The 21,872-nt window shown below is 59.3% G+C and carries 17 protein-coding genes, 3 tRNA genes and 1 other RNA gene; 11 read left to right on the forward strand and 10 right to left on the reverse strand.

Annotation, left to right across the window (positions count from 1 at the left end; genetic code table 11):
• Positions 1-93 precede the first annotated feature (93 nt).
• From IMX17_RS06940 to IMX17_RS06970, 7 genes are all read left to right on the forward strand, one after another.
• Complete coding sequence (locus tag IMX17_RS06940; RefSeq protein WP_182264559.1) at positions 94-1,470, forward strand: MATE family efflux transporter; 1,377 nt, start codon at positions 94-96, stop codon at positions 1,468-1,470.
• Between the two features lie 181 nt (positions 1,471-1,651).
• A tRNA-Val gene (locus IMX17_RS06945) sits at positions 1,652-1,728 on the forward strand.
• A gap of 20 nt (positions 1,729-1,748) precedes the next feature.
• Positions 1,749-1,825 (forward strand) — tRNA-Val (locus IMX17_RS06950).
• 20 nt (positions 1,826-1,845) lie between these two features.
• Positions 1,846-1,922, forward strand: a tRNA-Val gene (locus tag IMX17_RS06955).
• Positions 1,923-2,043: 121 nt separating this feature from the next.
• Complete coding sequence (locus tag IMX17_RS06960; protein WP_046898493.1) at positions 2,044-2,349, forward strand: cupin; 306 nt, start codon at positions 2,044-2,046, stop codon at positions 2,347-2,349.
• A gap of 393 nt (positions 2,350-2,742) precedes the next feature.
• A complete protein-coding gene (gene pykF / locus IMX17_RS06965; RefSeq protein ID WP_033642909.1) occupies positions 2,743-4,155 on the forward strand; it encodes a pyruvate kinase PykF in 1,413 nt (470 codons plus the stop codon).
• A 308-nt stretch (positions 4,156-4,463) separates the two neighbouring features.
• Positions 4,464-4,700: a major outer membrane lipoprotein gene (locus IMX17_RS06970; RefSeq protein WP_004931354.1), complete on the forward strand. Its 237-nt coding sequence runs from the start codon at positions 4,464-4,466 to the stop codon at positions 4,698-4,700.
• 139 nt (positions 4,701-4,839) lie between these two features.
• Here IMX17_RS06970 and IMX17_RS06975 read toward each other — a convergent pair whose 3' ends face one another.
• The 7 genes from IMX17_RS06975 to sufA all read right to left on the reverse strand — a co-directional run bounded on the left by IMX17_RS06975 (position 4,840) and on the right by sufA (position 11,760).
• Entirely contained in the window at positions 4,840-5,853 is a 1,014-nt protein-coding gene (locus tag IMX17_RS06975) for a L,D-transpeptidase family protein (protein WP_046898494.1), read from the reverse strand.
• A gap of 298 nt (positions 5,854-6,151) precedes the next feature.
• Positions 6,152-6,568: a cysteine desulfuration protein SufE gene (sufE, locus tag IMX17_RS06980; protein WP_047026200.1), complete on the reverse strand. Its 417-nt coding sequence runs from the start codon at positions 6,566-6,568 to the stop codon at positions 6,152-6,154.
• Between the two features lie 35 nt (positions 6,569-6,603).
• Positions 6,604-7,830: a cysteine desulfurase SufS gene (sufS, locus tag IMX17_RS06985; RefSeq protein ID WP_046898496.1), complete on the reverse strand. Its 1,227-nt coding sequence runs from the start codon at positions 7,828-7,830 to the stop codon at positions 6,604-6,606.
• Entirely contained in the window at positions 7,827-9,113 is a 1,287-nt protein-coding gene (gene sufD, locus IMX17_RS06990; RefSeq protein ID WP_193549512.1) for a Fe-S cluster assembly protein SufD, read from the reverse strand. Before sufD ends, sufS begins: the two co-directional genes overlap by 4 nt.
• Positions 9,088-9,834, reverse strand: a complete 747-nt coding sequence (gene sufC, locus IMX17_RS06995; protein WP_016927936.1) for a Fe-S cluster assembly ATPase SufC — start codon at positions 9,832-9,834, stop codon at positions 9,088-9,090. Before sufC ends, sufD begins: the two co-directional genes overlap by 26 nt.
• 43 nt (positions 9,835-9,877) lie before the next feature.
• Positions 9,878-11,374, reverse strand: coding sequence for a Fe-S cluster assembly protein SufB (sufB, locus tag IMX17_RS07000; RefSeq protein WP_033642904.1), 1,497 nt, complete (start codon positions 11,372-11,374; stop codon positions 9,878-9,880).
• Between the two features lie 14 nt (positions 11,375-11,388).
• On the reverse strand, positions 11,389-11,760 hold the full coding sequence (gene sufA, locus IMX17_RS07005) for a Fe-S cluster assembly scaffold SufA (protein ID WP_004931368.1): 372 nt from the start codon (positions 11,758-11,760) through the stop codon (positions 11,389-11,391).
• A gap of 525 nt (positions 11,761-12,285) precedes the next feature.
• Between sufA and IMX17_RS07010 the strand changes: the two genes are divergently transcribed.
• A complete protein-coding gene (locus IMX17_RS07010) occupies positions 12,286-12,690 on the forward strand; it encodes a hypothetical protein (protein ID WP_004931369.1) in 405 nt (134 codons plus the stop codon).
• Positions 12,691-12,735: 45 nt separating this feature from the next.
• Here IMX17_RS07010 and menI read toward each other — a convergent pair whose 3' ends face one another.
• Together menI and IMX17_RS07020 are read right to left on the reverse strand one after the other, a co-directional pair.
• Complete coding sequence (menI, locus tag IMX17_RS07015) at positions 12,736-13,152, reverse strand: 1,4-dihydroxy-2-naphthoyl-CoA hydrolase (protein ID WP_016927938.1); 417 nt, start codon at positions 13,150-13,152, stop codon at positions 12,736-12,738.
• Complete coding sequence (locus IMX17_RS07020) at positions 13,149-16,205, reverse strand: FAD-binding and (Fe-S)-binding domain-containing protein (RefSeq protein WP_193549513.1); 3,057 nt, start codon at positions 16,203-16,205, stop codon at positions 13,149-13,151. Before IMX17_RS07020 ends, menI begins: the two co-directional genes overlap by 4 nt.
• Before the next feature lie 245 nt (positions 16,206-16,450).
• Here IMX17_RS07020 and ydiK point away from each other — a divergent pair, with 245 nt between their 5' ends.
• Positions 16,451-17,551, forward strand: coding sequence for an AI-2E family transporter YdiK (ydiK, locus tag IMX17_RS07025; RefSeq protein WP_042784360.1), 1,101 nt, complete (start codon positions 16,451-16,453; stop codon positions 17,549-17,551).
• Positions 17,552-17,809: 258 nt separating this feature from the next.
• Positions 17,810-17,921: antisense sRNA RprA (rprA, locus tag IMX17_RS07030), an RNA gene on the forward strand.
• Between the two features lie 109 nt (positions 17,922-18,030).
• Here rprA and ppsA read toward each other — a convergent pair.
• On the reverse strand, positions 18,031-20,409 hold the full coding sequence (gene ppsA, locus IMX17_RS07035; RefSeq protein WP_193549514.1) for a phosphoenolpyruvate synthase: 2,379 nt from the start codon (positions 20,407-20,409) through the stop codon (positions 18,031-18,033).
• A gap of 458 nt (positions 20,410-20,867) precedes the next feature.
• Between ppsA and IMX17_RS07040 the strand changes: the two genes are divergently transcribed.
• Positions 20,868-21,728, forward strand: coding sequence for a pyruvate, water dikinase regulatory protein (locus IMX17_RS07040; protein WP_182264563.1), 861 nt, complete (start codon positions 20,868-20,870; stop codon positions 21,726-21,728).
• Positions 21,729-21,872: the final 144 nt, after the last annotated feature.

Here is a 21,872-nt window from a genome sequence, read left to right on the forward strand (position 1 = left end):
AGGTACAATATTTTTGACAAAATTCCGCTATTTTAATTGTTGTCCTCTCGCGGCAGCCCTCCCTCCCACATATATAAATAGAAAGGTGTATGCGTGCAGAAGTACTTAATTGAAGCGCGTAGTTTATTGGCTCTCGCTATCCCGGTGATCATCGCGCAAATCTCGCAAACCGCCATGGGTGTGGTGGATACCATCATGGCCGGCGCTTACAGCGCCACCGATATGGCGGCGGTTGCGGTCGGCACCTCTATCTGGCTGCCGGCCATCCTGTTCGGCCACGGCCTGCTGCTGGCGCTGACCCCGGTGATCGCCCAGTTAAACGGCGCCGGCCGTCGCGATCGTATCGCCCATCAGGTGCGTCAGGGCTTCTGGCTGGCCTCCGGCGTTTCCGTGCTGTTGATCGTCGTGCTGTATAACTGCAAATTCGTCATCGACATGATGCACAACATCGATCCTCAGCTGGCGGATAAAGCCGTCGGTTATCTGCACGCCATCATGTGGGGCGCGCCGGGCTATCTGTTCTTCCAGGTGATGCGCAACCAGTGCGAAGGGCTGTCCAAAACCAAGCCCGGCATGGTGATCGGCTTCCTCGGCCTGCTGGTGAATATCCCGATCAACTACATCTTCATCTACGGCAAGTTCGGCATGCCGGAGCTGGGCGGCGTGGGCTGCGGCGTCGCCACCGGCAGCGTCTACTGGATCATGTTCCTGATGATGCGCTGGTACGTGAAGCGCGCACCTTCGCAGCGCGACATCAAGCGCCAGGCAGGCGATCTCGGCGGCCCGGACTGGGCGGCGCTGAAGCGCCTGATCGGCATCGGCATGCCGGTGGCGCTGGCGCTGTTCTTCGAAGTCACCCTGTTCGCCGTGGTGGCGCTGCTGGTGTCGCCGCTGGGGATCGTCGCGGTCGCCGGCCACCAGATCGCGCTTAACTTCAGCGCCCTGATGTTCGTGTTGCCGCTGTCGCTGGGCGTCGGCGCCACCATTCGCGTCGGTTTTCGTCTGGGAGAAGGGTCGGTAGAAGGCGCGCGCGTCGCCGCTTACTCCGCCATCGGCGTCGGCATCACCATGGCCGTCTGCACCGCGCTGTTTACCGCCACCTTCCGCGAACCGATCGCCCTGCTGTACAACGACAGCCCGGCGGTGGTGGCGATGGCCTCGCAACTGATGCTGCTGGCGGCGCTGTATCAAATCTCGGATTCAATCCAGGTGATCGGCAGCGGCGTGCTGCGCGGTTATAAAGATACTCGCGCGATCTTCTTCATCACCTTCATCGCTTACTGGGTGTTGGGCCTGCCGAGCGGCTATCTGCTGGCGTTGACCGATGCGGTGGTGCCGGCGATGGGGCCGAGCGGTTTCTGGATCGGCTTTATCATCGGCCTGACCTTCGCCGCCATCATGATGGCGCTGCGCATGCGCTGGCTGCAGAAACAGCCGACCACCGTCATCCTGCAGCGTTCTACCCGCTGAGCCCGTTCCCGGCCGGTTTTCTCCCCGGCCGGGCAGCGGGTTGCGGAAAAAAACGCCTGTCTGCGCACAACCTCAGCAATCGCGTGAAATACCGAATAAAATTGCGTTTTTCCCCTTGCCAGCACGCGGGTAGCTCGTTAATATTCGTCCCCGCTGTCAGCCATGACAGACAGGAAAAGATGCGTCCGTAGCTCAGTTGGTTAGAGCACCACCTTGACATGGTGGGGGTCGGTGGTTCGAGTCCACTCGGACGCACCAAATTCCAGAAGCAGTACAGTGCGTCCGTAGCTCAGTTGGTTAGAGCACCACCTTGACATGGTGGGGGTCGGTGGTTCGAGTCCACTCGGACGCACCAAATTCCAGAAGCAGTGCAGTGCGTCCGTAGCTCAGTTGGTTAGAGCACCACCTTGACATGGTGGGGGTCGGTGGTTCGAGTCCACTCGGACGCACCATATTGCTGATTCACCTCTCCCCCTATCGCGTTATAATTCTCGCTGTTTCGTCTCTGCCCGACCGCTCGATTTTTCATGTCGATTGCGCCGAACTACCGCCATCAGCCATCAGGAACGCCACATGACCACCTTCACCGCCAACACCGCCTTTTTACCGCTCGACAATGGCCTTGCCCGTCGTGAAGGCGTGATGAGCGACGGTTCGCCGGCAGCGGAAGTGCGTTTCGAGACCGGGGCCTTCGGCCAGCTGCAAAAGCCCGCGCAGGCGCTGCAAACCCGGGTGATATCGGGTGAATTCGAGTTCACCCTCGGCGGCGACACGCGGATAGTGCGGGCCGGCGAGAGCCTGACCCTGCCGGCCAACGTCGCCAGCGGCTGCTTCTGCCTGAGCGCCGGCGTGCTGCTGGAAATCCCGCAAACGCGCTAAGCCGCATTTACAGCAAGGTTATTTGCGCAACAAGCTGTACGCAACGCGTTGCATTTGCGCCACATTTGCCCTCGTTTTGACATATCCGCCGCACCGCCGCGGTTTTTTATTTTGTTTCCCGCCGCTTAGCCTTTATAATGCGCAACGTCTATCAGTTGAATGGTTTCAGCCCTTGATCTGCGAAAACGCAATAACAACACGATTTAATCTCACCCCGTTGCGCAGCATCCCCGCGCCCCCGCGCGGGCTGAATTTTTCCGCCCCACATCAACTGTCGTCACCTATCCTTAACTATGTTTTTCACCACCAGGCACGGCTCAAATTCCCTATCGGCGTAAACAACGCCGGTCAAATTCGTTTTTTTATCCATCACAACTTGTAGAAAACTCCGCCATGAAAAAGACCAAAATTGTTTGTACCATCGGTCCAAAAACCGAATCGGAAGAAATGCTGACCAACCTGCTCAATGCGGGCATGAACGTGATGCGTCTCAACTTCTCTCACGGCGACTATGAAGAGCACGGCAACCGCATCAAGAACATGCGCGCCGTGATGGCGAAAACCGGTATCAACGCCGGCATCCTGCTGGATACCAAAGGCCCGGAAATTCGCACCATGAAACTGGAAGGCGGCAAAGACGCCTCTCTGGTCGCCGGCCAAACCTTCACCTTCACCACCGACCAGAGCGTGATCGGCAACAGCGAACGCGTGGCGGTGACCTACGCCGGCTTCGCCGCCGACCTGAAGATCGGCAACACCGTGCTGGTTGACGACGGTCTGATCGGCATGGAAGTCACCAACGTGACCGAGAACGAAGTCGTTTGCAAGGTGCTGAACAACGGCGACCTGGGCGAGAACAAAGGCGTCAACCTGCCGGGCGTGTCCATCCAGCTGCCTGCGCTGGCCGAGAAAGACAAACGCGACCTGATCTTCGGCTGCGAGCAAGGCGTCGACTTCGTGGCGGCGTCCTTCATCCGTAAACGCTCCGACGTCCTGGAGATCCGCGAGCACCTGAAAGCGCACGGCGGCGAGCAGATCCAGATCATCTCCAAGATCGAGAACCAGGAAGGCCTGAACAACTTCGACGAAATTCTCGAAGCGTCCGACGGCATCATGGTTGCCCGCGGCGATCTGGGCGTTGAAATCCCGGTAGAAGAAGTGATCTTCGCCCAGAAGATGATGATCGAAAAATGCAACCGTGCGCGTAAAGTGGTGATCACCGCCACCCAGATGCTCGATTCCATGATCAAGAACCCGCGCCCTACCCGTGCGGAAGCCGGTGACGTCGCCAACGCCATTCTGGACGGCACCGACGCCGTCATGCTGTCCGGCGAAAGCGCCAAGGGCAAATACCCGCTGGAAGCGGTCAACATCATGGCGACCATCTGCGAACGCACCGATCGCGTGATGCCAAGCCGCATCGATACCCTGAACGATCGCCGCAAGCTGCGCATCACCGAAGCGGTATGCCGCGGCGCGGTTGAAACCGCCGAAAAACTGGACGCGCCGCTGATCGTCGTCGCCACCAGCGGCGGCAAGTCAGCGAAATCCGTGCGTAAATACTTCCCGAACGCCGTGATCCTGGCGCTGACCACCAACCAGACCACCGCGCATCAGCTGGTGCTGAGCAAGGGCGTTATCCCGCAGATGGTCAAAGAAATCGCCTCCACCGACGACTTCTACCGCATCGGTAAAGAAGCCGCGCTGGCCAGCGGCCTGGCGCAAAAAGGCGACGTCGTGGTGATGGTTTCCGGCGCGCTGGTGCCGAGCGGCACCACCAACACCGCCTCGGTACACGTGCTGTAATATAAAACGTGACATAATTATCTTGATCAAAACGCCGCTTTGCGGCGTTTTTTTTATCGCCAGTAAACTATTTTTCTCAAAACGCAACCGCGATCTGCTCATTATTTAGCTAATAACAAATCGGAGTAGTCCCATGGAAGCCGGCTGTTTTCCCTCGTTTTTTTAACTAATTTGTAAAACCAGATGCAAGTTTGAGCGAACGATCAAAATAAAGCACCTCAACACTAAAAAATTATTCTCTTTCGAAAAAAGTTTGTGTAATACTTGTAACGCTACATGGAGATTAACTCAATCTAGAGGGTGTTATAATGAATCGTACTAAACTGGTACTGGGCGCGGTAATCCTGGGTTCCACTCTGCTGGCTGGCTGCTCTAGCAACGCTAAAATCGATCAACTGTCTTCTGACGTTCAGACTCTGAACGCTAAAGTTGATCAGCTGAGCAACGACGTGAACGCAATGCGTTCTGACGTTCAAGCGGCTAAAGACGACGCAGCACGCGCTAACCAGCGTCTGGACAACCAAGCTCACGCTTACAAAAAGTAAGATAGCTTTGGTTATTGAAAACGGCGCACATTGTGCGCCGTTTTTTTTGCCTGTTTCTTGGACTGACTTTTCCTGCGCAGCAGACAAAAAAAGAGGTTCAGCACGCTGAACCCCTCTTCGACCGCTCAATCCGGCAAACTTAGTTCACCGAGCTGATTGGTGCTGCCTTGAATGGGCTCTTATTCGCCGCAGGAGCCTCTGCAGGCGTTAAACGCACCTCAGACGGGCTCTCCCCTACATTGACCAGCACCGGCATGCCAGAGCGGCGTACAACCGCGCTATCGAACACGGCGCGATCGGTTTGCCCATCGGCAGCAAAGGCTTTCTCCGCTTTAGACAACGCGATCGGCATGGTCTGCGGATCGTCGCTTTCCACCCGCGACAGCGGCTGGTGCACTTCCACATAGCGTTTGCCGTCCGGCTCGACCGAAATCTTCACCGGATCGTTGATCACTTGCACCCGAGTGCCGCGCGGCACCATGTTGAACAGCGCCTCGATGTCCGTCGGACGCAGGCGAATACAGCCGGAGCTGACGCGCATGCCGATACCGAAGTTGGCGTTGGTGCCGTGGATCAGGTATTCACCGCGCCCCATCGCCAGACGCAGGGCGAACAGCCCCATCGGGTTCTCAGGGCCGGCCGGCACCACCGCAGGCAGCGTCACGCCCTGGGATTGATAGCGCTTGCGGATGTTGGCGGTGGGCGTCCAGGTCGGGTTCGGGATCTTCTGGCTGATGGAGGTCACTTCCAGCGGCGTGTGCATCCCGGTCTGGCCGATACCGATCGGATAGACGATCACTTTATTCTCGCCTTTCGGATAGTAGTAAAGGCGCAGCTCGGCCAGGTTGACGATGATCCCTTCACGCTTGGTGTCAGGCAGCAGCATTTGGGTCGGAATGGTCAGCACCGTACCCGGCTTAGGCAGGAACGGATCGGTGCCGGGGTTGGCTTCCAGCATGCCCAGCAGGCCAATCTTGTAGTCGGCAGCGATCGCCTCCAGCGGACGGCCGTCGTTTGGCACGGTATAAGTGGTGTTTTCACCGATCAGACGGCTGTCCGGCGGCGGCAGCGGGTATTCGGTCGCACTGGCGGCCTGCGTGCCGGCCAGTACGGTGGCGAAGACCATGCCCATTAAACTCAACGCACGTTTCATTATCATCCCTATATTTTTTATGACGGTTCGCCCCCAAGGCTAACGAGCGCCTGGCGGTGGGTAAATCAGACAATACCTGATTAATACTAGCAACGCTGGCATCAAAGGCAATAAGTTCTCTAAAAATCAACACGTTATAACGTAATCACCGTCGTTGATTGTCAACGAAACGTCAATAAGTAAGCTGCTGAAATATCACTGAATTGGGGGGGGATTCCTGGGGAAAACGGCGGATTGTAAAGACTCATTGACAAAGCGAATATATCAATGAGCCTTTAAAGAGCAGTGGCGTTAAGGATCAGGCCAACTGAGCGGCTTTACTGCGAATGGCGCGGATCATCGCCTCCAGCCCCTGCGAGCGCGAAGGCGTCAGATGTTGGCTGAGCGCCAGCTCGGTGAAAAACGGCCGCACGTCGAGCTCGACGATTTGCTGTGGCGTTAATTGACGATAAAGAATAAACACCACCGCCAGCAGCCCTTTGACGATCGCCGCGTCGCTATCGCCATGGAATTCGACCTGCCCTTGCTCATCGCGGCGCATCACGATCCACACCTGGCTCTGGCAGCCGGAAATCAGGTTCTCGGCCTGCCGCTCGGCCTCGTCCAGCGGCGGCAATTTGGCGCCGAGTTCAATCACGTACAGGTATTTCTCCTCCCAGTTCAAACAGCGGGAGAAATTACGCACCAATTTGTCTTTGTCCGGCAAATTCGCCATGGGGATCCTTTTGTACCGCCGAGGACGCGCCCCGGCTAGCCTAACAGCTGATGAATGCGTTGCAGCCCGGCCACCAGCCGGTCCACCTCTTCGCGGGTATTATATAACGCCAGCGACGCGCGGCACATGCTCGGCACCTGATAAAACGCCATCAGCGGCATGGCGCAATGGTGGCCGGTGCGAATGGCGATGCCGTATTGATCGAGGAAGCTGCCGACGTCATAGGCGTGGTGTTCCCCCAAATTGAAGGCGATCACCCCGGCCCGATGCGCCGGACCATAGATTTTCAGCGTCGGCACCTGCTTGAGCGCCTCAAGCGCGTAATGCATCAGCGACTGTTCATAATCGCGGATCGCATTCAGCCCCAGGGCTTCGACGTAATCGAACGCCGCGCCCAGCCCCATGATACCGGCGGTGTTCGGCGAACCGGCCTCGAAGCGCCAGGGCGGATCGGCGAAGGTGGTGCCCGCCGTCAGGCTGACCTGACGGATCATCGAGCCGCCCCCTTCCCACGGCGGCATCTGCTGCAGGAGCGCCTGGCGCCCATACAGCATGCCGATGCCGGAAGGGCCATACAGCTTATGGCCAGAAAACACGTAGAAATCGCAGTCCAGCGCCTGAACATCGACGCGCTGGTGCATCACCGCCTGCGCGCCGTCCACCAGCACCGTCAGATCCGGCGCCAGGGCTCTGGCGCGGGCGATGATGTCGCGCACCGGGTTGACGGTGCCCAGCACGTTGGAGACCTCGGTCAGCGCCAGCAGTTTGCAGGACGCGTCGACCAGTTCCGGCAACCGCGCCAGATCCAGCGTGCCGTCGGGCTGCAGCGGCCAAACCCGCAGCTGCAGACCGCGCTCCTGCGCCAGCATCTGCCAGGGCACGATGTTGGCGTGGTGCTCCATCTCGGTGATGAGAATCGCGTCACCCGGCTGCAGCCGGTGGCGGCCAAAGCTGTTGGCCACCAGATTGATACCTTCGGTGGTGCCCTTGACGAACACCATCTCTTCCACCGAGGCGGCGTTGATAAAGCGCGCCGCCTGTTCCCGCACCGCTTCCATCTGCTGAGTCGCCTCGGCGCTCAGGGTGTGGATGCCGCGATGCACCGCGGCATAGCCGTGGCGATAGAAATCCAGTTCGCGGTCGATCACCGTCTGCGGTTTCTGCGCGCTGGCGGCGCTGTCGAGGTAGGCCAGCGGTTGGCCGTTCACCTCGCGCGCCAGCAGCGGGAAATCGCCGCGCACGCGTTCAATCGGATAACTCATGCAGCCTCCCCCGGCAGGCGCTGGGCGATGCGCGCCAGCACCCGTTCCCGGATGGTGTCGTTGGCGATGCCTTCGGTCAGCTCGGCGGCGAAGGCGAAGATGATCATCTGCTGCGCCGCGTGCTTGTCGATGCCGCGCGACTGCAGATAAAACAGCTGTTCTTCATCGATACGCCCCACGGTGGCGCCGTGGCTGCACTTGACGTCGTCAGCGTAGATCTCCAGCTGCGGCTTGGTATCCACTTCCGCCACTTTCCCCAACAACAGATTGTGGTTGGTCATCTGCCCGTCGGTTTTGATGGCATGTTTGGCCACTTTGATCATGCCGTTAAACACCGCTTTGCCGCGATCGCTGACCACGGTTTTATGCAGCTGGCGGCTTTCGCAGTAGCCCTTGTTGTGTTCCAGATAGGTGCGGGTATCGCAAATCTCCTTGCCCACCGGCAGCACCAGGCTGTTGATCACCAGATTGGCGCCTTCGCCGTTCAGCTGCGCGCTGGTGTTGTGGCGCGTCAGGCCGGCGCCCAGCAGGAAGCTGTCGCTTTTCACCCGCGCGTCGCGGCCGATGACCAGATCGTTATGGGCAAAGTGGTAGCTCGGCCGGCTTTCAAACGCCAGCTTGCAGTGCAACAGCCCGGCGTTGTCCACCACGTTGGCGGTCAGGCGCGCGCCGGTAAAGTGCGCGGCCTCGCCCAGGCTGACATAGTGTTCGATCACTTCCGCCTCGGCCCCGCGCCCGATCTCCAGATGATGGCGGTGATGCACGGTATTCACTTCCCCCGTCACGCCGCGGCCGCTGCTGATATGCAACAGGTACAGCGGCCGTGTGGGGGCTTTACCGGCCGGCAGACGGATCAGGCTGGTTTCCTGCGCCAGGCTTTCGGTCAGATGCAGGAAGACTTCGGGCTGAATGGGCTCCGGCAGCGCCTGCGGCGTGCCGTAGGCGGTCAGCTCGAACTGGTAGTCGCCCAGATCGCCATCGCTGAGCGCGGCACTGTAGCGGCCGTCGATAAACACCAGCCGGCAGGCGTCGATACCGAGCGCCAGCGCCTCGAGCTGAGTGGCGTTCACGGATGCGGGCTGCGGCTCAAGGAATTGCTGCTCCAGCAGCCCCTCGAGCGGCGTGTATTTCCAGTTCTCATGTTTGCGCGTCGGCCAGCCGAGTCTCAGAGCCTGCTGCCAGTGCGCCAGCGCATGGGGCGAACGCTCGCCGCCGCGGCCTTCGAACAGACGATACAGCTGCTGCAACGCGTTGGCGTTACTGTTGGTCGGTAAGCCAGCCATAGCCTTGCTCCTCCAACTGTTTCACCAGCGAGAAATCGCCGGATTTGACGATGCGCCCCTGGGACAGCACGTGTACGTAATCCGGCTGGATGTAGTCCAAAATGCGCTGGTAGTGCGTGACGATGATAAAGGCGCGCTTGCCGTCCCGCAGCGAGTTGACGCCGTTGGCGACGATTTTCAGCGCGTCGATATCCAGACCGGAGTCGGTTTCATCGAGAATGCACAGATCCGGCTCCAGCGCCGCCATCTGCAGAATGTCGTTGCGCTTTTTCTCGCCGCCGGAGAAACCGACGTTGACCGAACGGGTCAGCAGATCGGCCGGCATATCCAGCAGCGCGATCTTCTCTTCGATGAAATCGGCGAAATCGAAGCGATCCAGCGGCTCTTGTTCGCGGTATTTGCGCACCGCGTTGACCGACGTCTGCAGGAAGAAGTGGTTGCTGACGCCGGGGATCTCCACCGGGTACTGGAACGCCAGGAACACGCCTTCGCCCGCGCGATCTTCCGGATCCAGCTCCAGCAGATCTTTGCCCTTGAAGGTGACTTCCCCTTCAGTCACTTCGTATTCTTCACGCCCGGCCAGCGTGGCGGACAGCGTACTCTTACCCGAGCCGTTCGGCCCCATGATGGCGTGCACTTCGCCCGGTTTGATCTCCAGATCCAATCCCTTGAGGATCTCGTTGCCTTCCACGCTGACTTTCAAATTCTTGATGCTTAACATGCTGTGTCCTCAGATAGCGCCGACGGCGCTAAAAATGCGGCGATTAGCCCACGCTGTGTTCCAGGCTGATGGCCAAAAGTTTCTGCGCCTCGACGGCGAACTCCAGCGGCAGCTCGGAGAAAACGTCCTTGCAGAAACCGTTGACGATCATCGAAATGGCGTCATCCTCGCTGATGCCCCGCTGCAGGCAGTAGAACAGCTGGTCGTCGCCAATCTTCGAGGTGGTGGCTTCGTGTTCCAGCTGCGCGCTGTTGTTGCGCGCTTCAACGTAAGGGAACGTGTGGGCGCCGCTGTCCGGCCCGATCAGCATCGAGTCACACTGGGTAAAGTTACGGGCGTTTTCCGCCCCCGGCAGGATTTTCACCAGGCCGCGATAGGTGTTCTCGCTGTGCCCGGCGGAAATGCCTTTGGCGATGATGGTCGACCTGGTGTTTTTGCCGATGTGGATCATCTTGGTGCCGGTGTCCGCCTGCTGATGGCCGCTGGTCAGCGCCACCGAGAAGAATTCGCCGATCGAATTGTCGCCCTGCAGGATCACGCTCGGGTATTTCCAGGTGATGGCCGAGCCGGTTTCCGACTGGGTCCAGGACATTTTCGAGCCGGCGCCTTCGCACAGCGCGCGCTTGGTGACGAAGTTGAGGATACCGCCCTTGCTCTCACCGCCGGAGAACCAGTTCTGCACCGTCGAGTATTTCACTTCGGCGTCTTTATGCAGGATCACTTCCACCACCGCCGCATGCAGCTGATAGCTGTCGCGCACCGGGGCGGAACAGCCTTCGATGTAGCTGACATAGCTGCCTTCGTCGGCGATCAGGATGGTGCGCTCGAACTGGCCGGTTTTGGCGGCGTTGATACGGAAATAGGTCGACAGCTCCATCGGACAGCGCACGCCCTTCGGCACATAGACGAAGGTGCCGTCGGAAGCCACCGCGGCGTTCAGCGCGGCGAAGAAGTTATCGTTGGACGGCACCACGCGCCCCAGATACTGGCGCACCAGCTCCGGATATTCCTGGATCGCTTCGCCGAACGAGCAGAAGATCACCCCGCTCTCCGCCAGTTTTTCACGGTAAGTGGTGGCGACCGAGACAGAGTCGAAGATAGCGTCCACCGCCACCTCGCTGCCCTCGCGCACCGGCACGCCGAGCTGGTTGAACGCCAGCTCCACTTCGCTGGTCAGGTAATCTTTTTCCGTCGCCGCGCCCGGTTGCTGCTCGGCACCGGGCTGCGAACCGCAGGCGTCGTCGCAGCTGCCGCAGGACGGCGCCGAATAGTAACTGTAGTCCTGGTAGTTAAGGCGTTCGTAATTGGCCTTCAGCCAGTGCGGCTCTTCCATCTGCAGCCAGGCGCGGTAGGCCTCGAGGCGGAATTCCAGCATCCACTCGGGTTCGTTGCGCTTGGCCGAGATGGCGCGCACCACCTCTTCGTTGATGCCCTTGGCCAACTCATCGGTTGCCAGCTGGGTGAAGAAACCTTCTTTGTAGCGACCTTCGCTGACCCAAGCCTGCACTTCATTAGGCATTTCTACATTGCTTCGTGTCATGTTGATTGCATCGCTCAAACGCCAAAACTCTCGCCGCACCCGCAGGCATGCTGAGCTTTAGGGTTATTGAATTTGAATATCTGATTCAGCCCTTCGCGGACATAATCTACCGTGGTGCCGTCAATAAACGGCATCGCCTTCAGCGGCACATAGAGTTTGGCGCCGTCGCGCTCAAACAGCAGATCGTCATCGGCGGGTTCGCGGGTCAGATCCAGCACATAGGCAAAGCCGGCGCAGCCGGATTGTTTTACCCCTAGCTGCAGCCCTTTCACCTGCGGATCCTGCTGCATCAGTTTCGTTATTTGTCGTACGGCGCTGTCGCTGAGCGAAATGCCTTGCCAGACATTCTCGTCCAAAGAAAAAGTGCCGACATTTTCCGTTTGCATAGGGTCTACCTCACACTCGTGTTTGGCCACAGCCAATCTGGGTTACTTATATGTTAGTGATAACGATTATCACTTCAACCGTTTGTTTTGCGGGGGTATCCGCCGCGAGCGCGGTTTTTCGCTGCGGCGTGCGGCAAGCCAGCGGGACATCCGTGGCGGCTTGCGGCGTGTGGCGGCAAGGCGTGCATGCTATCCCTATGAATTTGTTCTTTATCCTGCATCACCGTACCGCACTCCCCGGTGGCCCGTCAGCGTTACAGCGCCGCGGTGCGTTGCCGATCTAAACATTCATAGAAAATACCTATTTCTGCATTCTGTCTGTCGTAAATGTGCGTTTATCGGCATTTTGCGCTGCGGCGCAAGGCGCGGCCTTTACGTTAAAGTTTAGTCGCTCTGGGTTAAGTTGGGCCGTCGACGGCCTTTTACCCCCATGGAATGAAAAAACGCCGCCACGGGGATTGATCGGCAACGCGGCAGTTTATATGATAATGATTATCATTCAATTTGAATTTGAGCGCGAAGCCAATGACTCTTTCGATCAACGCATGGTTGCTGGGCAAGATTGATGACTACAAATTCAGCGTGCGCGACGCCACGGTGGACTTTTATATGGCCGAAGCGGCGCTGCGCCGCCCGGAATGCAATATTGATCATCTGAAGCGGTACAACAGCGTCAGCCTCACCATGGCCAATCTGTGCCTGGAGAACGGCGATGATGACAGCTATCTGCACGCGCTCAGCAAGCTGCACAACCGGCTGATCGTCGAGATCAACAATCCGCAGCGCTGCCAGCTGTTTCGGGTGCAAAGCTACCACTTCGCCCGCCACACGCTGACGCTGATCTGCCAAAAATATGCGATGGAAGGCACCTGGGAGAAGGCGAACGCGTTTCAGAAGGACTTCGTTAAACGCGTGCCGTTTCAGCTGTAAAACGAAGCGCTCCGCAGGCCGATCGCCTGCGGAAACCGGCAGGGATCAGTCGATGACCGCCGTGGTCAGACGCGAGGTGCAGCACAGCCGATCGCGCGCGTCGAAGATCTCTATCTGCCACACCTGATGACGGCGGCCCACGTGCAGCGCGCGGCACACCCCGCGCACCTGGCCATCGAACACCGCCCGCAGGTGGTTGGCGTTGATCTCCAGCCCCACCACCTTCTGTTCGCCTTCGCTGCACAGGTAGCCGGCCATCGATCCCATCGATTCCGCCAGCACCACCGACGCCCCGCCGTGCAACAGCCCGAACGGCTGCCGGGTGCGGCCGTCCACCGGCATGGTGGCCTCCAGGAAATCCTCGCCCAGCTGAGTAAACTCGATGCCCACATGGCTGACCATGCAGCCGTCGCCGGCGCGGTTCAGCTGCTCCAGCGATGTTTCACGTTTCCACAATTTCACTCAATCATCTCCAGAAGTGCCTGTAATGGGTGGCGCACGCCATTGCCCTCGATGCGTTTCACCTGGCTGCGGCAGGAATAGCCGGTCGCCAGGCAGCGCTGACGCGGCAAACGCTGCAGCGTCGGGTGCCATGATAGCTCATAAATGCCGAGCGAGTTTTGCAGGTTCTTGGCTTCATGGCCGTAAGTGCCGGCCATGCCGCAGCAGCCGACGCTGACGTTCTCCAGCCGGGCGCCGAAGCGGGCGAAGATCGCCGCCCACTGTTGGCCGCTGGCCGGCAGCGCGGTGGTTTCGGTGCAGTGACCGAACAGATACCAGGGTTCGCCGGTCGCCGGCTGTTCGGCGCGATCCGCGATCCGCTGTTGCAACCATTCATGCACCAGCTGCACCTGGAAATCGCCGCGCTCGGCGCCGAGGATCTCGTGGTATTCGTCGCGATAGCACAGCACCAGCGCCGGATCGACGCCCACCAGCGGCATGCCGAGCTGCGCCACACGGTTGAGGAAATCGGCGGTTTTGCGCGCGGTGCGGGCGAACCGCGTCAGGAAGCCCTTCACATGCTGCGCCTTGCCGTTCGGCGAGAACGGCAGCAGCACCGGTTTATAGCCGAGCTTCTCCACCAGCCGCACGAAATCCGCCACCACTTTGGCGTCGTAATAGCTGGTGAACGGATCCTGGACGATCAGCACGTGTTCTTCGCGTTGCTCGGCGCTCAGCCCTTCCAACTGTTCCAGCGTCAGCGTGGTCGCCCGGTGGCCTGACAGCTGCTGACGCAGCGTCGGGCTGGACAACAGCGGCAGATCGACCATGCCGACGGCGTTGCGGCTCATCTCCCGCAGCCACGGCTGGCGGAAGAAGAAGTTGAACACCTTCGGCGCGCGGGCCATCAACGGGGTATAGCTCTCTACGCCGGCGACCATGTAGTCGCTCACCGGGCGCAGGTAGCGGGTATGGTAAAGCTGCAGGAAGCGCGAACGGAACCCCGGTACGTCAATTTTGATCGGGCACTGGGTGGAACAGGCCTTGCAGGCCAGACAGCCGGACATCGCCTCTTTCACTTCGTGCGAAAAGTCGTACTCGCCCTTGCCGGCATGCCAGCTGTTGCGGGTTTTCTCGATTAGACCGCGCAAGCTGAGGCGCTGCTGCGGCAGCTGTTTCTCCAGCGCCACCGGATCGACACCCTGCTCGGCCAACAGACGCAGCCACTCGCGCACCAGCGTCGCCCGCCCTTTCGGCGAATGAATGCGGTTGCCGCTGATCTTCATCGACGGGCACATCGGGCTGCGCACGTCGAAGTTGAAGCACAGACCGTTGCCGTTACACTCCAGCGCGCCGCGGAACGAGGTGCGCACTTCGACCGGGATCTGGCGATCGAAGGTGCCGCGTTTGACCGCATCCACCTGCATCATCGGCGCATCCACCGCCAACGGCGCACAGATCTTGCCCGGGTTAAGACGGTTATCCGGATCGAACGCCGTCTTGATGCGGCGCAGCTCCTCGTACAGCGTTTCCCCGAAGAATTCAGGGCTGTACTCGGCGCGGAAACCCTTGCCATGCTCGCCCCACAGCAGGCCGCCGTATTTGGCGGTGAGCGCCACCACCTGATCGGAGATCTGCTTCATCAGCACTTCCTGCTGGGGGTCGCACATGTCGAGCGCCGGACGCACATGCAGCACCCCGGCATCGACGTGGCCGAACATGCCATAGCTCAGCTTGTGCTCGTCGAGCAGTTGGCGGAACTCGACGATATAGTCCGCCAGGTGCTGCGGCGGCACGCAAGTATCCTCGGCGAACGGGATCGGCTTGGCGCGCCCTTTGGCGTTGCCCAGCAGCCCGACCGCCTTCTTGCGCATGTTGTAAATGCGCTCGATGCCCGCCAGGTCGCCGCAGATCTGGTACCCGATCACGCCGGCCTGCCGCTGGGCGATCAGTTCATCCAGCCGTTGGCACAGGGTCTCCATCTGGCCATCGATCAGCGCGCGATCGTCGCCGGCGAATTCGACGATGTTCAGCCCAAGCATCTCTTTGTCCGGCACGTCGGCGATCAGTTCGCTTACCGAATGCCAAACGATATCTTCACGCGCCAGATTCAGCACCTTGGAGTCGATGGTTTCCACCGACAGCGCCTTGGCCTCGACCATAAAGGGCGCATTGCGCAGCGCCGAGTCGAAGGAGTCGTATTTCACGTTAACCAGACGACGCACCTTCGGCAGCGGCGTGATGTCCAGCCGCGCTTCGGTGATAAAAGCCAGCGTGCCTTCCGCACCGGTGAGGATGCGCGTCAGATCGAAGGTTTGCAGATCGTCGCTCAGCACGTGGCGCAGGTCGTAGCCGGTGAGGAAGCGGTTGAGTTTGGGGAATTTTTCCAGGATCAGCGCGCGCTGCTCGCGGCAGCGATTCAGCACGGTGCGGTAGATGCGCCCTTCGGCGGTCTCTTCCAGGGCAATCGTTTCCGCCAGCGCCGTCGGCATGGCGCGGGTGTCGATCATCTCGCCGCCCAGCAGCACCGCCCGCAGGCCCAACACGTGATCGGAGGTTTTGCCGTATACCAACGAGCCCTGGCCGGAGGCGTCGGTGTTGATCATGCCGCCCAAGGTGGCGCGGTTGCTGGTGGACAGTTCCGGCGAGAAGAAGTAGCCGAACGGCCGCAAATATTGATTCAGCTGATCCTTGATGACCCCGGCTTCGACTTTCACCCAGCCCTGTTCGACGTTGATCTCCAGAATGCGGTTCATATGACGCGACATATCGACCACGATGCCGGTATTGAGCGACTGACCGTTGGTGCCGGTGCCGCCGCCGCGCGGGCTGAAGGTCAGCGTATTGAAACGCTCTTCCCCCGCCAGGCGGGCGATCAGCGCCACGTCGGCGGTGGAACGGGGAAACACCACCGCATCGGGCAACAGCTGGTAAATGCTGTTGTCGGTGGCCATCGTCAGCCGGTCGGCGTAGCTGGTGGCGGTATCGCCGTTGAATCCGTTTTGCTTCAGTGCTTCCAAAAAGTCGAGCACCCGTTGAACGAGGCCGGGCGCCTGAGAAATCTGTGGGATCATTCGCTTTTTTGACCCTGTCCGTCTATTTTTTATGCGCTGATGTACGCTGAATCGGGCCTTTAATTCAGACCCACCCTATTTTTTAGTGACACTAAAAACTAACATACTCGTTTAGTGAAGGCATTCACATTATTACCGCCCTGCGAGCGCCGCCACAGGCGGCCGCCCGGCGGTGATAAACCGACCGACAGGCACCCCGATTCGCCGGTGCCAGGGATTTAATTGACCAGGATGAGAACCCACTGATGCCACTCCCGCAATCGCGTTACGACTTACCGCGAATTATTTTCGGCGTGCTGTTTATCGCCATCATGATCGTCGCCTGTTTCTGGGTGATCCAACCGTTTATTCTCGGCTTCGCCTGGGCGGGCATGGTGGTCATCGCCACCTGGCCGCTGCTGCTCAAACTGCAAAAGCTGCTGTGGGGCCGCCGCTCGCTGGCGGTGCTGGTCATGACCCTGCTGTTGATCCTGCTGTTCATTCTGCCCATCTCCCTGCTGATCAGCAGCGTGGTGGATAACAGCGCGCCGTTGATCGCCTGGGCCAGCTCGCCAGGCAAGCTGCATATTCCCGACCTCGCCTGGCTGCAATCCGTCCCGATGATCGGCGACAAACTCTATACCAGCTACCATACGCTGGTTAACGCCGGCGGCGCCGCGCTGCTGGCGAAGGTACAGCCATACTTCGGCCAGACCGCCACCTGGTTCGTGGCGCAGGCGGCGCATATCGGCCGCCTGCTGCTGCACTGCGCACTGATGCTGCTGTTCAGCGCCTTGTTGTACGCGCGCGGCGAACAGGTCGCGCTGGGTATCCGTCACTTTGCGGTGCGCCTCGGTTCCGCGCGCGGCGATGCGGCGGTGCTACTGGGCGGCCAGGCGATCCGCGCGGTCGCGCTGGGCGTGGTAGTGACGGCGCTGGTGCAGTCGGTGCTGGGCGGCATCGGTCTGGCGGTAAGCGGCATTCCGGCCGCCACCCTGTTGACGATGCTGATCTTCATCTGCTGTGTGGCGCAATTGGGGCCGCTGTTGGTGCTGGTGCCGGCCATCATTTGGCTGTACTGGCACGGCGACACCACCTGGGGCACCGTGCTGCTGGTCTGGAGCTGTGTGGTGGCCACGCTGGATAACGTGCTGCGCCCGGTGCTGATCCGCATGGGCGCCGATCTGCCGCTGCTGCTGATCCTGTCCGGCGTTATCGGCGGTTTGCTGGCCTTCGGCATGATCGGCCTGTTCATCGGCCCGGTGGTGTTGGCGGTGTCTTATCGCCTGCTGACCGCCTGGATGGATGAAGCGCCGGAGCCGACCACCGCGCCGGAGCAAGTGATCGAAGAACTGGAAAAGCGTTAATCGCCCTCCCTTCCGCCCGCATCGCCGGGCGGAAGAGTTTCCCCTCTCATTACGCCTACCTCATTCGGGTAATATCTTCGCCAAATATAATGCCGTTGTTTATTGATTAAGGCGTGGCAAATGGAAAGGTGCAATGTAAATCCTTGTTTGCTGCAAAATGCAAAAAGAGATAACGCCCGCAAATAAATGGTGATACCGCTATCGATTAGGATGATTCTTAATGACTAGTCGCGTTCAAATATCTAGTATTATGGCCATCTATTGCTTCAAATCACTGATTTTAAAGCAACCTTTCTGAACAATGTAATGCCATACATGTGAATTGCTGTGTGTAGTCTTTGCCCATCTCCTACGATGGGCTTTTTTTTATTCTTTTTTCGCCAAATTGATTATTTAACGCGCCGTTATTTACATTCAGAAATAAAAAGACCGCAGCGTAAACTGCGGCCGGGTATTAATGCCTTAGCAGCGCCAAAGCATTATTTCTTTTTCGACAAGTTGATCCAGGTCTGCACGACGGTATCCGGATTGAGCGACAGGCTATCGATGCCCTGCTCCATCAACCACTCGGCGAAGTCTTCATGGTCGGACGGTCCCTGGCCGCAGATACCGACGTATTTGCCGTGGCGTTTGGCCGCCTGGATCGCCATCGACAGCAGCGCTTTCACCGCGTCGTTGCGTTCGTCGAACAGTTCTGACACCACGCCGGAGTCGCGATCCAACCCCAGCGCCAGCTGGGTCATGTCGTTGGAGCCGATGGAGAAGCCGTCGAAGTGCTCAAGGAACTGATCCGCGAGCAGCGCATTGGACGGGATCTCGCACATCATGATCACTTTCAGCCCGTTTTCGCCACGCTTCAGCCCCTGACGCGCCAGCTCGGCCACCACCGCTTCCGCCTGCGCCACGGTGCGCACGAACGGCACCATGATTTCGACGTTGGTCAGCCCCATTTCGTTACGCACGCGTTTCACCGCTTCGCACTCCAGCGCGAAGCAATCGCGGAAGCTGTCGGCCACGTAGCGGCCGGCCCCGCGGAAGCCCAGCATCGGGTTCTCTTCGTGCGGTTCATACTTGTCGCCGCCCACCAGGTTGGCGTACTCGTTGGATTTGAAGTCGGACAGACGCACGATAACGCGCTTCGGCCAGAAGGCGGCGCCCAGCGTCGCGATCCCTTCGGTCAAACGACCGACGTAGAACTCGACCGGGTGGTCATAGCCCTGCATCAACGCGCGAATTTCGTTTTGCAACGCCGGCGTTTGCTGATCGAACTCCAGCAACGCGCGCGGGTGCACGCCAATCATGCGGTTGATGATGAATTCCAGCCGCGCCAGGCCCACGCCTTCGTTCGGCAAACGCGCGAAGTCGAAAGCGCGATCCGGGTTGCCGACGTTCATCATGATCTTCAGCGGCAGATCCGGCAGTTCGGTCACTTCGGAGCTCTGCACGCTGAAGTCCAGCATGTCGCTGTAAACGAAGCCGGTGTCGCCTTCCGCACAGGATACGGTGACTTTCTGGCCGTCTTTCAGCACGTCGGTGGCGTGGCCACAGCCCACTACCGCCGGAATGCCCAGCTCACGGGCGATGATCGCCGCGTGGCAGGTGCGCCCGCCGCGGTTGGTGACGATCGCAGCGGCCTTCTTCATGATCGGCTCCCAGTCCGGATCGGTCATGTCGGTCACCAGCACGTCGCCCGGCTGGATGCGATCCATTTCGCTGATATCGTGAATCACTTTCACCGGACCGGCGCCGATGCGATGACCGATGGCGCGGCCTTCCACCAGCACCGGGCTGGAGCCGTTCAGCTGATAGCGTTCCATGGTCTGTTCGTTGGAGCGAACGGTCTCCGGGCGCGCCTGCACGATCAGCAGTTTGCCGGTATGGCCGTCTTTCGCCCACTCGATATCCATCGGGCGGCCGTAATGTTTTTCGATCAGGACTGCCTGCTGCGCCAACGCCTGCACTTCGTCATCGGTCAGCGAGAACCGGCTGCGCTGCGCTTCCGGCACGTCTTCGATGCGCACCTGCTTGCCGTGATCCTGCGACGGCGCGTACACCATGCGGATTTTTTTCGAGCCCAGGTTGCGGCGCACGATCGCCGGCTTGCCTTTTTGCAGCGTCGGCTTGTGCACATAGAACTCATCCGGGTTCACCGCGCCCTGCACCACCATCTCACCCAGACCGAAGGCGGAGGTGATGAACACCACCTGATCAAAGCCGGACTCGGTGTCGATGGTGAACATCACGCCCGAGGAGGCCAGATCGGAGCGCACCATGCGCTGTACGCCCGCCGACAGCGCCACGCCGCGGTGGTCGTAGCCCTGGTGCACGCGATAAGAGATGGCGCGGTCATTGAACAGCGACGCGAACACGTACTTGATCGCCACCATCACGGCGTCGATGCCCTGCACGTTGAGGAAGGTTTCCTGCTGGCCGGCGAAGGAAGCGTCCGGCATGTCTTCCGCCGTGGCGGAGGAGCGCACCGCAAAGGAAGCTTCCGGTTCGCCGTCGGCGAGCTGTTGGTAAGCCTGATGAATTTCACGCTCGAACTCGGCGTGGAAAGGCGTGTCGATCACCCATTGGCGGATCTGGGCACCGGCCTTGGCCAGTTGTGCAACGTCGTCAACGTCAGTCTGATCCAGTAACTGATAGATGCGCTGGTTAACACCGCTTTGTTCGAGGAAATCGTTAAACGCCTGCGCGGTGGTGGCAAAACCGTTCGGCACGGCCACGCCCAAATCGGAAAGATTGGTGATCATTTCACCGAGGGAAGCGTTTTTGCCGCCGACACGGTCAACGTCGTGCATGCCAAGCTGGTTGTACCAAAGCACATTACGCAAGTCTGGGCCATTGTTGGACATCGAGACAATCCTTATTGCTATCAGTAGGGTAAAGACGGATTTAATTCGCTTGCTTTACGGCGCCGCTAAACGCGGAGCCGAATCAGACTAGCACACTGATCCGGGGAAAATGGAAAGGTGAATCGATCAACCCACTGAAGAAAGTGGTTTTTAAGAGAATGTCCTAACCGGCTGATTTGCCTGGGAACCGTTCCCAAACGCACGAAAAGCTTAGTTCTCAACTAATTACGTTCTTTTTAAACTTCTGTTTTAATGACCGCGCAAACGCTACCGTTTTTGGTGAAAATAACGGCAAACTCGCGCTTCAGGTGGAAAAGCGCCGCTGGGCCGCACTTTTTACGGCCGCTAATCGCGCTTTCCGCCTGCGTCGCCGCATGGCGGTTTATCGCCCCTTCATCACAATTTTTTCTCTCGCCCCTTTACCGACGGATCGTCTGCGGCCCATGATATTGACAGTGATGACAGCAGGAACACCGTTTTCAGGTAAGGAGCCTCGGGTGGAAAGAAGCGTTTTTTATATTTCGGATGGTACGGCGATCACCGCCGAAGTGCTGGGACACGCGGTGCTGTCGCAGTTCCCGGTCACGGCGACCACCTATACCCTGCCGTTTGTCGAAACCGAGGCCCGCGCGCGCGCAGTTAGCCAGCAAATCGATGATATTTATCATGAAACCGGCGTGCGCCCGTTGGTGTTTTACTCCATCATCTCGCCGGAAGTGCGCGATGTGATCGTCCAGAGCCAGGGCTTCTGCCAGGATATCGTGCAGGCGCTGGTCGGCCCGCTGCAGGGCGAGCTGGATGTGGAACCGACGCCGGTGCCGAACCGCACCCACGGCCTGACCGCCAGCAACCTCGGCAAGTACGACGCTCGCATCGCCGCCATCGACTATACCCTGGCGCACGATGACGGCATTTCGCTGCGCAACCTCGATCAGGCGCAGGTGATCCTGCTCGGCGTCTCGCGCTGCGGCAAAACCCCCACCAGCCTCTATCTGGCGATGCAGTTCGGCATCCGCGCCGCCAACTACCCGTTTATCGCCGACGATATGGACAATTTGCATCTGCCGGCCTCGCTGAAACCGTTTCAGCATAAATTATTCGGCCTGACCATCGATCCGGAGCGCCTGGCGGCGATCCGTGAAGAGCGGCGTGAAAACAGCCGTTACGCCTCCTTGCGCCAGTGCCGCATGGAAATCGCCGAGGTCGAGGCGCTGTTCCGCAAAAACCAGATCCGCTACCTCAACACCACCAACTATTCGGTCGAAGAGATCTCCACCAAAATCCTCGATATCCTTGGCATGAGCCGCCGCATGTTCTGATCTTTCCCCGCGGGGCCATCGCGCCCCGCCGCCTGCCGTTTATTTCAGCAGCAGCTGATTTTTTTGTGCTTTTTTTCGCGGCTTTGATCAACAGAACGCAATCTCTACGGTTGAATTCAGCGCTTTTTGCGTTATTGTGATCGC

This window comes from Serratia sp. X3, assembly GCF_014982455.1.
GTDB classification, from domain to species: domain Bacteria; phylum Pseudomonadota; class Gammaproteobacteria; order Enterobacterales; family Enterobacteriaceae; genus Serratia; species Serratia ureilytica.